The following is a 14,025-nucleotide window of genomic DNA, read 5'->3' on the forward strand; positions in this document are numbered from 1 at the left end:
ATTTTAATTAAAAAGAAATATATTTACAGTTGTACTAGCCAATTGTGGATATGTTACGGTGCCTACTGTTTCTCTTTTCGATCGTACAAGCGTCCGCACAGACGATGCAAAGTCCTGCCATGCTGGGTATGGGAAACACAGCGGCTGCGAAAGAAAGCGTGTATAGCGTATGGAGAAATCCAGCCGGCATTGCGCGCTTGTCATCGGCTCAAGCAGGAATTGCTTTTCAAAGTCATTTTATTTCTAGCGCATTTTATTCTTATGCCGGTGTAGCAACTAAGTCAATCGCTAATTTCGGTGTAGCAGGTATTCAGTATGCGAACAGTCAGCTCTCCGGCGCCATAGCAAGCTCATCCGTTGGGATTTGTTACGGATATTCTATACTCAAAAAATGGAATGTAGGAGCGGGGATTGATCGACAAGTTGTGCGTTGGAAAGATTTTGAAACCGAAAATTACGAAAACGATTCCGAACATCGATTTCTTGCAAATGTAGGTTTGCAATATCACGGCGAGCACTTTTCGGCGGGTGCATACTACAAACAATTGGGCGAACTCGTTATCGGTGTTGGCTACCGCGTTTCTGATCAATTACATTTGGCCGCAGATCTTAGTAAAGAGGAATTGCAACGGCCAGATTTTCGAGCGGGATTGCGTTATCAGGTTGTCCGAAATTTTTATTTACTCGGTGGAATATCATCCAATCCTTTGCAGCACTATGCCGGAGCATCTGTACTGATCCGAAACTTTCGGATCGATTTGGCATCTTCCTTTCATCGTGATTTAGGTTTTTCGCCACAAGTAGCCATGGGATATGCGCTGCGCTAAAATCGTCATATCGTTCCTCGTATCGTTGATGATGATTGGTGTTTGTTTCGCACAAACATCTGAAGAAATAGGATTTGAAGAGCAATTGCTTGAACAGTTGATGGAGGAATTACCATCGGATATGGATGTGAGTGAAGTGCTGGAGAATTTGCGGGAAATTATTTCACGTCCAATTGACCTAAACAAAGCAACGGAAGCAGATTTTGCTGCATTACTGTTTTTAAATCCCATACAAATTCAAAATATTCTGCAACATCGGGAACTCAGCGGCGCGTATGTTTCTGTTTTGGAATTGCAGGCGGTGGACGGTATGGATTTGAACACCGCCAAGATGCTGCAACGTTTTGTGCAGGTGAAGAGCCAAACAGGTTACGGATTTTCACCAAAGCAAATCGTAAAAGAAAGTCAATACGAAGTGATCCTTCGGTATGGTCGCGTTTTGCAAGCGCAGGAAGGTTATCATATTGCCGACGAAAATCGTTCGCGCTATTTGGGCTCAGCAGATCGGATTGCCACGCGAATTCGCATGAATCATGATGATAAATTTCTATTGTCTATTAACATGAATAAGCATGCTGGCGAGCCATTTTTTCAACATGATAGAAAATATGGTTTCGATTTCTATTCCGGCAATATCTTGTTTAAGGATGTTGGACCAATTAAACGTTTGGTCATTGGCGATTATGCATTGCAGTTTGGGCAAGGTTTGGTGGTGTGGAATGGTTTGCATTTCGGAAAAGGCGCTTGGCTTGGTAGCGTGGCGCGACAAGGAGCGGGCTTGTTACCTTATAAATCGCTCATCCAATCTAATTTTCTGCGCGGAGCTTCGGCATCCATAGCTTCTGACAATTGGACGTTTACGCCGTTTTTTTCTTTGAATAAATTGTCTGGAAACGTCAGTGAGACAGCGGAAGGTGAAAGGATATTTAGTAGCATCAATTATTCCGGCTACCACCGTACTCCGGCAGAATTATCGGGCAGGCGAACCATTGGGCAATTAGTTTATGGAGGAAATATTTCTTATCAGAAACATCGCACGCAAATTGGCGCTAGTTATTTAGCAAATTCCTTCAATCGTACCTTTCAACCTCGTGAAGAGTTGAGAAATCGCTACGCATTTACCGGACGGGAAATGCAAAATGTCGGCGTACATTATCATCACAATTGGCGAAACACCTACTTCTATGGTGAATCTGCTCACAGTATCGGCAATGGTTACGCGATCAACAACGGACTTATGTCGAGTTTGCATCCCAAGTTTACGTTGCTCATTAATCATCGCTATTACGGAAAAGATTATCATCATTTTTTCGGGCAATCGATTGGTGAATCCTCCGTTTTGGGGAATGAATCTGGATTGTATACAGGATTGATGTATCAGTTGGATCGAAAAATCGAGTTCGTCAACTACCTTGATGTGTTTCGCTTTCCATGGTTGCGATTCCGCGCAAATGCGCCAACAAAAGGAATGGATTTCCTCTCACAGCTATCCTACATTTGGTACAAGAAAGGGCGGCTTACTTTCCGTTTTAGACATCGGTTGCGTCAAGAAAATACGATTTTAGAAGGCCGAAATGAATATCTTCTAGGTAATGCCATTCGAAATCAAGGTCGAATCGATTTTCAGTATAAGCTCAATAATCGGTGGGCGATTCGTTCACGCGGAGAAATGAGCTATTATTTCAAAGAGTTTACTTCACGTGATTTTGGTTATATGTTTTTTCAGGATTTGATTTGGACGAGTTCGCGACAAAAATTATCTGGAAATGGACGTTTAGCTTACTTTAATACCGACTCGTTTCAATCGCGCATTTACGCGTATGAGCAAAATGTGTTATACGCAGCTTCTTTTCCAGTCTTTTACAATCAAGGATGGCGGGCTTACAGCAATTTGCGGTGGCGCGCTAATCGACATGTTGATTTTTGGGCGCGATATGCAATCACCTATTTTCCAAAAGAAGAAAATATTGGTAGTCAACTCGACAAAATCAATGGAAACAAACGGAGTGATCTCGTTCTTCAAGTGCGATTCCGATGGTAAACACCCCGATCATCTACCTCAGCACGAAGCAAATGCCGTTCGTGAAAATGCTTTTAGTTTTTATAATCGGCATCGTATTGGCACGCGCGATAACTTGGACGCCAACGTTGTTACATTATTGTTGGATCATCGCTGCGGTATTATTCATTGTTCTTTTCCTAACGGCTATTTTCAAATTCTTAAGAAGATGGATGGAGATCGTTTTATATCTCATTTGGTTCGCTTTGGCAGTCATACAATTTGGTCGATCGATGCCAGAGAGCAAATCGCATTTTGTTGGAAATAGCGCAGGCGAACAATGGATAGGTCGTATCACAGATGAGCCGATCTGCAAAATGACATCTTGCCGTTTTCCTGTGGAGTTAAGGGGAGCATTAGATTCCTTAGGAAAGTTTATTGCTGTTTCTGGAAAGGTTATGCTCACGGTCTATCCGGATACCGGCAGCGTAAATTTGACAACGCAATATGGAGATATTATTCAATTTTCTGGATCACTGAACGCGGCTCCATCGCCCAAAAATCCGCATGAATTTGATTATAAAGCTTTTCTAGCGAACCGAGGAATTTATCATCAGCAACGACTGCCTTCTGATCAACTGCGAATCATCAAATCACAAAAAGATTGGTACAGCTATGTTCTGATGGCAAAACGACATTTGGTAAAAAAATTTAAACGCAGTATTCCCGATCACGACGCGTTTTCCGTGGCGAGCGCTTTGGTTTTTGGTTATCGCGCTGAAATGAATCCCGAGGTGTATAACGCTTTTGTAGATACCGGAACAATTCATGTTTTAAGCGTTTCAGGTATGCATGTGAGCATGGTTTTCATCATGCTTTCCTTTTTATTAAAGCCAATTGATCACTATCGACAAGGCAAAAATACGCGTTTCGCATTAACACTGCTTCTAATTTGGAGCTATGTGATACTAACGGGAATGGCACCGCCAATTATGCGATCGGGCATCATGATTAGCTGTATGCTTTTGGCGCAATGGATTGGCAGGCAAACGTGGAGTTTGAATGCTTTATTTGTTTCTGCCTTGTTGTTGCTATTCTTCAACCCGAAGAGCTTGTTCGACGTCGGATTTCAACTGTCTTACCTAGCGATGATCGGCATTTTTGTCATATTTCCCATGTTGCGGGCGTTGTATTTACCGCGGTCGCGATGGTGGAAAACGTTGGTAGATTATTGCTACATCTCAATCGCTGCTCAAATGATCACTACACCATTAACGCTGTTTTATTTCGGCCAATTCCCCAATTATTTCCTGTTGGCAAATTTATTGGTAAGCCTTCCAGCCACATTAATCATGTACGCAGGCGTAGGATTAATGCTGATTCCGATTGATTTTGTTTCGCAGCTGTTTGGCGAAATCGAACGCGTTGCGGTAACAAATATGGTTGGCGTCCTGCGTTGGATTAGCAATCTCCCAGGGGCTATCACGCAAGGTGTTCACATCGACGGTATTCAACTTGTTTTACTTTTCAGCGCGCTAATCACTTTGTTTATTGCATTTAATTATCGTCGGAAAATGATGCTATTTATCGGTACAATTTTACTTTTTATCGTGGGAAGCAGCTTTTCCTGGCAATACATCCAAAAGCAGAATTATCGAGGAATCCATATCTATCAAACTCGACATCAGCTTGCGATCGCTTGGTTTGATCGTGATGAGGTTACGCTGTTTAGTACCTTCGATTCTCTTAACCATTCCACAATACAATATCAAGTGATGGCGAACTTGAAGCATTATCGCGGAGCGAAATCCATTCGCTTTCAGCCATTACCTGCTAAAGAAAACATCTTATTGAAAATGGGTAAGAAACGTATTTCGATTTGGAATACAGAACGTGTTCTGCCAAATGTGGAATCCGACTTGATCCTGATTCGAAACAATCGAGCTTTAAGCGAACAAGTGCTTCGCGATTCCTCCTTTTATATTTTGGATGGAAGCAGTAGTGATACTCGAATTGTCGAAAATGAAACGTATTTGACCGCTCAAGGAGCAAAGTATTATACCTTGAAAGATAATTATGCTTATGTTTGGAAGACAAACTAAATGAATCCGACGAGCCTTTCCATACTGAAACAATATTGGGGATACGATCAATTTCGCCCGCTTCAGGAAGAGATTGTTCAATCTGTTTTAACGGGACAGGATACGCTGGCGCTGATGCCCACAGGCGGTGGAAAGTCCATTTGTTTTCAAGTTCCTGCGATGATGCAGGAAGGAATTTGCATTGTGATATCTCCGTTGATTGCGCTGATGAAAGATCAGGTCGAGCGTCTGCGCCAGCAAAATATTCAGGCGGTCGCGATTTATTCCGGTATGAGTAAACGCGAAGTGGATATTACGTTGGATAATTGCATCTTCGGGCATATCAAGTTTTTGTATCTCGCGCCGGAACGTCTTTATTCGGATATTGTTTGGGAACGCCTGAAGCACATGAATATCAATTTGTTTGCTATCGATGAGGCGCATTGTATTTCGGAGTGGGGATATGATTTTCGTCCGCCTTATCTGAACCTCAGTCGCTTACGCGAATTGCATCCAAAAACACCATTTTTAGCGTTAACCGCTACAGCAACTTCGCGCGTAATTACGGATATACAAGATAAGCTTGGTTTTGCTAAGCAAAACGTACTCAGCAAAAGTTTTCGTCGCGAAAATCTTGCTTACATGGCGATTCCGGAGGAAGATAAAATGGGACGTATGTTGCGCATTATTCAAAAAACGGGCGGAAGTGGTGTTGTTTATGTAAGAAATCGACGCGAAACGCAGGAAGTTTCGCGCTATTTAGTCAACCACGGCGTTTCTGCGGAGTTTTATCATGCTGGCTTGGATATGGAGATGCGAAATGATCGGCAAAAGCGCTGGTCGACCGGCGCCACGCGTGTAATCGTGGCGACAAATGCATTTGGAATGGGCATCGATAAAGCGGATGTGCGTTTTGTGATTCATCTAGATATACCGGATTCGCTGGAAGCGTATTATCAGGAAGCTGGTCGCGGAGGTCGAGATGGCAAGAAGGCGTTTCCAGTGTTGCTATACAATCAGGAGGATCGCGATCGATTGTGGGAGAATTTGGAAGCAGCATTTCCGAAACCGGCCTTTATTCAGGAAGTTTATCACCATTTGTGCAATTTCTTTCAAATTGCTTACGGCGCGGGATTAGACGTTGTTTTTTCGTTTGATATAGTAGAATTTACAAAACGATACAAACTGGCTATTTTGCCAACCTTAAGTGCGCTAAAGTTTTTGGAACGCGATGGATGGCTGAGCTTATCGGAAGCGGTTTTTATTCCATCGCGCATAAATTTTGATGTAGATTATCAGGAATTGTACAAGTTTCAAGTACAATCTGCCAAATACGATCCATTGATTAAACGTTTACTTCGGAGCTATGGCGGCGTATTCGATTTATTCGTTCCGATAAATGAATACGAATTGGCGAAAGCGTTGATGGTTCCTTATCAAGAGATTGTCACGATGTTAAAAGCTATGCAGCAGATGGAACTACTTACCTACGTTGCTAAGACCGACGAGCCACAATTGCAGTTTCTTCGTGCGCGCATTGATCGCAAAAACCTGCATATTGATACGAAGTTTATTCGGGAACGTCGAGAAGTAAAGGAAAGTCAAACCGAAGCGATTTATCGCTATCTAGATGCTAAAGATTGTCGGAGTACGCAGTTACTCCATTATTTCGGTGAAAAAAATGCGCAACATTGCGGAGTTTGTGATCTATGTTTGATGCGTGCCCATCGAGGCGATGTTTCCAAAAAAATAAAACAGCAGATTCGAGAATTATTGCTTGCGCAACCGCTCACGTTGCATGCATTAATCGACGGCTTAACCATGGGTTCAGAAAAAGCGAAATTGGAAGTTTTTCGTGAACTACTTGATGATGAGCAAATATTGCTGAAAGACAATCTTTATTACTGGAATGTTGGGTTTTAGGAAGTGTTTACGTTTGAGTAAAGTTATTCTTTTATGTCGACTAGTGAGCACTATTCCGTCAATTCATCAGGTTGATAAATGCGTCATTACGAACCCGAGGAACGAGCGGTGAAGTAATCTCGAAATTTTGTAATCACAACCTCACAACTCAATCCCGTTACTCCTCCCAAGCTCGTCAATTTGATCCGCAAAGGCTGCGGATTTCAAACACCCGCTCTAGCTTCATTTCTTTTTACTAATTTGCTAAGCATAAAATATATTCAAAAGTCATGGATAGTCCGTTCTATAACTTATCTGCTTCGACGCCGCAGGGGAGTCGGGTTTCAATGCGTGATTTCGAAGGTAAAGCAATACTTATTGTAAATACAGCTACCAAATGCGGACTTGCACCGCAGTTCGATGGCTTAGAAGCGTTGCATCAACGATATGGGAAGCAGGGTTTGGTTGTTTTAGGATTTCCTTGTGATCAATTCTTGGGACAAGAACCCGAAACGAATGATACGGTGGAGGAGGCTTGCCGAGTAAATCATGGTGTTACGTTTCAACTCATGGCAAAGTCGGATGTTAATGGCAAAAATACCAATGAAGTTTTTAAGTATTTGAAAAGCCAATTAGGTGGATTCCTAGGTAGTCGTATTAAATGGAATTTTACTAAATTCTTGGTGGATAGAAATGGAAAACCGTTCAAAAGATATGCGCCAAATACAAAACCACAATCATTCGAAGACGATATTAAACTTCTGTTAGGAAGTAATAAAAGATAGAACTTCGTTGCGTGATACCAACACGAAAGCATAAAAAGGTCAGTGATTTGGAATAATCCTGACCTTTCTTAGTTATTTATTTTTTTCTGTGACGATCTCTACAAACCAATCACCTGTTTCAATCTGGCGTATCCCGATTTGCTGATATTCACTTTATCGCCGGAATGCAAAATCGCGATGTAGCTATCTTTTTCCATCGGTTCCATTTTCGCAAGCTGATCAACCTTGATGATAAATGATCGGTGAATGCGCACAAATTGCTTTGAATCAAGTTGTTTTTCAAAAGAACTCATAGTTTTATTTTTCAAATACATACCATCTGTCGTATGTATTTTTACATAATCATCGTAAGCTTCCAAGTATTTGATTTGATGTACGGGAATAATCTTGATTTGCGAACCGTTTTTCACAACAATGCGTTCCAAACTCTGCTCTTCCATCGATTCCTGAATCTTCTCTTTGGTGTTTTGCGATGAAGTACCACCTGAATTACTCGGCGTGAAATTGGCTTTGAATTTTTCCATGCTTTTGTTGAAACGATCCGGACTGATCGGTTTCAATAAATAATCAATCGCATTTTTTTCAAAGGCTTTAATAGCAAATTCGTCAAAAGCCGTCGTGAAAATGATTTGCGGATGTTCGTCCAACAATTCCAACATTTCGAATCCGGTTAATTTTGGCATTTGGATATCCAAGAATATTAGATCAGGACGGTGCTGTTGAATAGCTTTCACCCCTTCAAATCCGTCGTTACATTCTGCAACAATATCGAACTCCGGATGTGATTGCAGGTATTCTACTAAAATGCTTCTAGCTAAAGGTTCGTCGTCGATTAGGATAGTTTTAATCATATTGAGGAATATGTAAAGTAGATATAAAGATATTATTTTCTGTGCTTGTAGTCAATAGATCGGTGCGCCCAAAAAGGAGGTACAAACGGCGCTGTATGCTGGAAAGCCCGAATCCGGTGCCACGTTTATTCTCAAATTGGTCAACATCAAATGGGTTCGTGATGATAATAACCAACATATTGTCCTCTTTCTCCACGTCCAAGGTAATCATCACGTCGCCCGTCACATTATACAAACCAAACTTAATGGCATTCTCTAAAATCGGTTGGATAATCATAACCGGTACTTTCGCTTGCAGCAGCTCTTCCTCATAATCAAAACTTGTTTTGAGGCGATGGCCAAAACGTACTTTCTCAATATCTAGATACAGCCGCAAATGTTTCAATTCATCTTCCAAGAGAATAAATTGTTTCTCGTCCTTACGCAACGTTCCGCGGAGGAAATCCGAAAGTTGAAAAGTCATATTCCGCGCTTCAGCTGGCTTGCTGCCAATCAATGCGATAATCGAATTCAAACTATTAAACAAAAAATGTGGCTGCAACTGCTGCCGTAAATTGTACAGTTCCGCGTCGCGCACCATGCGTTCCGATTGTTCTTTACGTTCTTTATTTTCTTCGTATTCTTCCTGAATGTTCCAAAAAATGTTGATGATCATAATACATGTAATGACCAAAAAGTTGATGACGAAGCGAAACGGCATACTGAACGTGAGATAAACGACTTGCTCCGGCGAGAAAAATTGTAAAAGAAGAAAGCGCGTACAGAAAACGCTTAACGCACTGAATATAATTGCGAAGCTGAAGAGCTTCCAAAACTGTTTATTTTTAGGTAAATAAAATTGTAACGATGTGTAAATAAGGTATGATGTTCCGGTAATCACGAGCGCACTGATGACGCCATCATATAAAATAGTTTCAAAAGGAATTTTTACCCACCACAGTAGTCCGTACACCAGCAGGAAATACAAAATGCAAATAATCCACGACGAGGTGTGGATGAGCCATTTTTTCGATTTAGGATATTGCGTGTTTTGCATAAAACGATTAGCTGTTTTTGATGGTTAACCCACCAAAAATAGAAGTTCCTGTTATGTATATTTTTTTGTTTTTATCTGTCGTGATATCCATCATCGGACGGCGATCGTCCAATTCGCCAAAAACCGATGCGACATCGCTGGATACTTGCCAATGCGCTGGAATAATAATTTTGGTGCTGCCGAATAGTTGAAAGGTATCCAACACAACGGGCTGTTTGATATCCGCTTGTAGGAAATTGATCTTTGTGCTTCCGAAAACACTCGTAATCGTGCCGCCCAAAAAATTCGTTGTTAACAACGCTTTTTTCGTATCACTGAAAATCGTGTCCACCTTCAAGTAGCTTTCATGATGCGGAGCGAAGTTTCCATAAGAACCCTTGAAACCTGTAGATGCCGAAGCATTTACAGGTTTGTGGCTTTCCGTGTTTTCGGTTGGGTAATCGTTGTCCACGGTATAGAAATGATCGACGCGCTTATCCCAATCGAACTCATCTTCCGGATCTTTAGGACCTTGTGGCGGTTGTGGAGCTACACGGTTGCGCTTGATCAAATAGACACCTACCGCAATAACCACTGCCGGGATAATAAATTTTCCGAACGACACACCGATGATATCTTTTAGCAAGAAAATCGAACCGATAGCGATTAATACCACAGAAGATTTCTTCTGAAATTTGGAATTTACACCGATTACCAAACCAATGACAATCAGTATCATTTCCCATCCGAACAACCAATTCGGAAAAACGTCCATATTCATGTTTTTGAATAGTAGTGCTAAACCAAAAAATATAATGAACGCACCAGCGAAATTTGTGGTGTTATTCGTTTTTGGCGGACGGTTGTCGTTATTCATCTTTTTTGTGCTCATGACGTGGTGTTTTTAATTCCTTTGATGCTTCAAAACTAGTGTGAAATAAGACGCTACACGAGTGCAACTAGGCATCATAGGTTATTTTTTCGGCGAATGCGCGCAATTACTCGGTAAAATAATCTGCAGAAGTAAACTATAGTACCTTTTTAATATCGCGAATATGTAAAAAATTATTTGGTTTTTTTAGAGCCAAGTTTGGGAGTATCATTTTATTTATTATATATTTATAGCATAAAATAAAGGATAAACTTAATTTATTTACTAATCTAATGGGAGATTTTGAAAACAAAGAGCGCGAAGAGGTATTTTCAAAGAAGGTGAGAGCGGGAAAACGCACTTATTTTTTTGATGTCAAAGCTACTCGATCAAACGATTACTACGTGACGATTACAGAAAGTAAAAAACGTTTCGAGGACGGACAATTCATCAAACATAAAATCTTCCTTTACAAAGAGGACTTTGAAAAATTCGCTGAAGGTTTGCAAGATGTCGTAAGTTATATCAAAAACAACCAAGAGGTAGTAGAAAAAAGATATGAAGGTCCGCAAGAAGAGGAAACTTTTGAGCGTACCGGAACATATGGAGCTAAAGAAAACTTCTCTTTCTAAGTGATCTTTCCCTAAAAGATATTAGCCACGCCTAGCCGGTGTGGCTTTTTTTGTGTAGATATTTGTCGAATGCTATCATTAGCGCATTAATTTTTTCTATTTTCGTACCATAACTTAAAATTTCAATATGTATAAGTGGTCATCTTTTGCTACGCTAGCGCTATGTTTTATAGCGATCGGTGGAGCTAATGCACAAACCAAAACGTTAAATTTTGCGCAGTCTTGGGGTCAGGAACCTTCGTTGACAAAAACAATTCGACAATATAAAGGCTGGGCAGATGCCGATCACTATATCGTGAATGATAAAAATGGCCTTTCGAAAGTGAACGCAAAAACGGGAGTCGAGAGCGCTTATAGTTACCCTGCAGATCAGTCTACTCAGGTTGCGGTAAAGGACAAAGATGTAGTCATCACGTTTGTAGACGGTCAGTCTAAACAATTAACGCAATCGCCAGATAAAGAAGAAAAAAATCCGACGCTTTCGCCGGATGGAAAATACGTCGCATTTACGCGCGATAATGATTTGTATGCGGTGGAAGTGGCTTCAGGAAAGGAAATCCGCTATACAAACGACGGAACAGATGTCATTTACAACGGTTGGTCATCTTGGGTTTATTACGAGGAAATTTTAGGTCGTTCTACGAATTACAAAGCATTTTGGTGGTCGCCAGATAGCAAACGCTTGGCATTTATGCGTTTCGACGATTCGGAAGTGCCGATGTTTCCGATTTACGCTTCGCCTGGTCAACATGGCTACGTTGAAAAAACACGCTATCCCAAAGCGGGTGACAAAAATCCGGAAGTAAAAGTAGGTTTTGTGCAAGTAGAAGGATCTTCGGTTGTTTGGGCAGATTTCAATGAGAAAGACGATCAATATTTCGGACAACCTTATTGGAGTTTCGACAGTAAATCCATCATGGTACAATGGATGAATCGTGACCAAACGAATTTGAAGTTTTATCAGGTTAATCCAATCGATGGTGCAAAAGTCGCCACCTACGACGAAACACAACCTACGTGGATCAACCTAGATCACGATGAGCGTATTACGTATCTAGCCGATAACAAACATTATATATTAAAGTCCGACAAAACTGGTTGGGCGCACTATTACCTATACACATTGGACGGTAAATTGGTTAATCCAATGACGTCGGGGAAATGGCAAGTCAGTTCGATTGCCCATATCGACGAAAAAAATAAAGTATTTTATTTTAATGCACGGAAAGAGAATTCTGCGACGTCGGATTTGTATCGTGTAGATTTTAACGGTAAAAAATTCAAACGCTTAACCTTCGGCGATTATACGCATCGTGTACAAGTTTCTCCGAACGGAAAGCATTTCATCACGGAATATTCGAACGTGAAAACACCGACTAAAGTTGCTTTGGTAGATGTGAATCGAAAGATCGTTCGTGAATTGGAGGACAGTAAATCAGTAGATTTTGACCAATATAACGTCGGCAAAACGGAATACTTTACGATTCCTTCCGCAGACGGAAAATACGATTTACCTGTAATTATAACTTATCCAAGGGATTTCGACGAGAGCAAAACCTATCCAGTGATTATGAGTGTTTATGGTGGCCCGGATGCTGGTAGCGTTCGCAATACGTGGAAAGGCACAGCAAAACAGTATTGGGCAAACGAAGGCATTATTCAGATCGAATGTGATCACCGAGCTTCCGGACATTTTGGTAAAGAAGGTGTTTCTTTGATGCACCGGAATTTGGGTCACTGGGAAATGGTCGACTACGGGGCAATCGCACAATGGCTGAAAGCTAAACCTTACGTGGCTAAAAATAAGTTGTTAATCACTGGACACAGCTATGGTGGATATGTGGTTGCAATGGCCATGACAAAAGGTGCCGATAACTTCGATTACGGTATCGCGGGAGCTCCAGTTACAAGCTGGGAATTGTACGATTCACATTACACAGAACGTTGGATGGATACGCCGCAAGATAATCCGGAAGGATACAAATCGGGATCGGTATTAACACATGTCGGTCAATACAAAGGTGGACTTCGTTTGTTGCATGGCGATTTGGACGATAATGTGCATTTACAAAACTCCATTCAATTGGTAGATGCATTGACGGATCGTGACGTACCATTTGAATTTATGATTTATCCAGGTAGCAGGCACGGTTTCGAGCGTCGTAAATCTGGGTATGATTTTAAAGAGCGTGTGCGTTTCTATTACGAATATTTACTAGAAAAGCCCGTTCCGGAAGCGTTGAAGTAAGTTGTAGCGTATTTTAAGCAATGATAGAATTTTTAAAGGAAAGTACGTTCCGAGCCAATGAAGTTTTTACGCGAAGCATAGGCATTCTAAGTAAACATTACATTTCTATTGCCGGGCTGTGTTTACTGCTTTTTTTGGTGTCGAATTCGTCCACCATTTTGTCTATTTATTTTGTGGAGTACTCGGACTTGTTCAAAGTTTCGATGCTGTTGCTGTTTGTATTTTTGTACTTCAGCTTGCAATTGGTGTTGCTTAAACGTGCGGTTCACATTGTGAAAGAAGAACCTTCGATCGGTTTGCTGCGGTATCTTCCCACATTTTGGCAATTTTCGCAATACATTATTGGGCTAATTATTTACTCCATCTTAGCGGGAATTGTTTATCTGCTGATGTATGTATTATGTTTTCCGCTTTTGTATTTAGGATTGGGAATCGATACGGTACGTAATGAGATTCATCCGATTTTAACAGGTTTGGTGATGTTAACAGTGGTGTTGAGAACTATCTTTTATCCATTTTTCATCATCGAACAAAAAGCCAGTACTTTTCGTGCCTACAAGTTTAGTTTAGCATTAACGCGCGGAAATGTAATTCGTTTGGCATTGATTGTGCTAGCAGTAGCATTCACTCATTTACTGATGGTAAGTGCGGAATATTTTGGCTATGTATTGGTAGCAAAGATATTCAGTGTTATCAATTCCTTTGTGATGATTCCCATGGTAAGTATCGTAATGTCGGTGGTTTACGTAGATATGATGAAGAACTACGCAGGTAGTGATGATCCGTCCCTGTTGGACAATATAATTTAGGTTTG

General features: G+C 41.0%; 11 protein-coding genes. 8 read left to right on the forward strand and 3 right to left on the reverse strand.

All coding sequences use genetic code 11. The features are described 5' to 3' along the window. The first annotated feature begins 50 nt into the window (after positions 1 to 50). The 5 genes from ACFSQ3_RS00320 to ACFSQ3_RS00340 all read left to right on the forward strand — a co-directional run bounded on the left by ACFSQ3_RS00320 (position 51) and on the right by ACFSQ3_RS00340 (position 7,594). Positions 51 to 827, forward strand: coding sequence for a hypothetical protein (locus ACFSQ3_RS00320; RefSeq protein WP_380866499.1), 777 nt, complete (start codon positions 51 to 53; stop codon positions 825 to 827). Next, positions 814 to 2,868, forward strand: a complete 2,055-nt coding sequence (locus ACFSQ3_RS00325) for a ComEA family DNA-binding protein (protein WP_380866501.1) — start codon at positions 814 to 816, stop codon at positions 2,866 to 2,868. The genes ACFSQ3_RS00320 and ACFSQ3_RS00325 overlap by 14 nt, the downstream gene beginning before the upstream one ends. Continuing rightward, a complete protein-coding gene (locus tag ACFSQ3_RS00330) occupies positions 2,862 to 4,928 on the forward strand; it encodes a ComEC/Rec2 family competence protein (RefSeq protein ID WP_380866503.1) in 2,067 nt (688 codons plus the stop codon). Before ACFSQ3_RS00325 ends, ACFSQ3_RS00330 begins: the two co-directional genes overlap by 7 nt. Continuing rightward, entirely contained in the window at positions 4,929 to 6,830 is a 1,902-nt protein-coding gene (locus ACFSQ3_RS00335; protein ID WP_380866504.1) for a RecQ family ATP-dependent DNA helicase, read from the forward strand. Between the two features lie 269 nt (positions 6,831 to 7,099). After that, positions 7,100 to 7,594, forward strand: coding sequence for a glutathione peroxidase (locus ACFSQ3_RS00340; protein ID WP_380866506.1), 495 nt, complete (start codon positions 7,100 to 7,102; stop codon positions 7,592 to 7,594). Between the two features lie 98 nt (positions 7,595 to 7,692). Here ACFSQ3_RS00340 and ACFSQ3_RS00345 read toward each other — a convergent pair whose 3' ends face one another. From ACFSQ3_RS00345 to ACFSQ3_RS00355, 3 genes are read right to left on the reverse strand one after another with little or no spacing between them, the layout of a single operon-like run. After that, entirely contained in the window at positions 7,693 to 8,445 is a 753-nt protein-coding gene (locus ACFSQ3_RS00345) for a LytR/AlgR family response regulator transcription factor (protein WP_380866508.1), read from the reverse strand. Further along, positions 8,438 to 9,481: a sensor histidine kinase gene (locus ACFSQ3_RS00350; RefSeq protein ID WP_380866510.1), complete on the reverse strand. Its 1,044-nt coding sequence runs from the start codon at positions 9,479 to 9,481 to the stop codon at positions 8,438 to 8,440. Before ACFSQ3_RS00350 ends, ACFSQ3_RS00345 begins: the two co-directional genes overlap by 8 nt. Positions 9,482 to 9,488: 7 nt before the next feature. Next, positions 9,489 to 10,352 (reverse strand): LiaF transmembrane domain-containing protein, encoded by an 864-nt coding sequence (locus ACFSQ3_RS00355; protein ID WP_380866512.1) that lies wholly within the window; start codon positions 10,350 to 10,352, stop codon positions 9,489 to 9,491. A gap of 272 nt (positions 10,353 to 10,624) precedes the next feature. Between ACFSQ3_RS00355 and ACFSQ3_RS00360 the strand changes: the two genes are divergently transcribed. From ACFSQ3_RS00360 to ACFSQ3_RS00370, 3 genes are all read left to right on the forward strand, one after another. Next, complete coding sequence (locus ACFSQ3_RS00360) at positions 10,625 to 10,963, forward strand: DUF3276 family protein (RefSeq protein ID WP_380866513.1); 339 nt, start codon at positions 10,625 to 10,627, stop codon at positions 10,961 to 10,963. Positions 10,964 to 11,090: 127 nt separating this feature from the next. After that, positions 11,091 to 13,211, forward strand: a complete 2,121-nt coding sequence (locus ACFSQ3_RS00365; protein ID WP_380866515.1) for a S9 family peptidase — start codon at positions 11,091 to 11,093, stop codon at positions 13,209 to 13,211. 20 nt (positions 13,212 to 13,231) lie between these two features. Continuing rightward, complete coding sequence (locus ACFSQ3_RS00370; protein ID WP_380866517.1) at positions 13,232 to 14,020, forward strand: hypothetical protein; 789 nt, start codon at positions 13,232 to 13,234, stop codon at positions 14,018 to 14,020. The last annotated feature ends 5 nt before the right edge of the window (positions 14,021 to 14,025 follow it).

The sequence above is a fragment of the Sphingobacterium corticis genome, assembly GCF_042684745.1.
GTDB classification, from domain to species: domain Bacteria; phylum Bacteroidota; class Bacteroidia; order Sphingobacteriales; family Sphingobacteriaceae; genus Sphingobacterium; species Sphingobacterium corticis.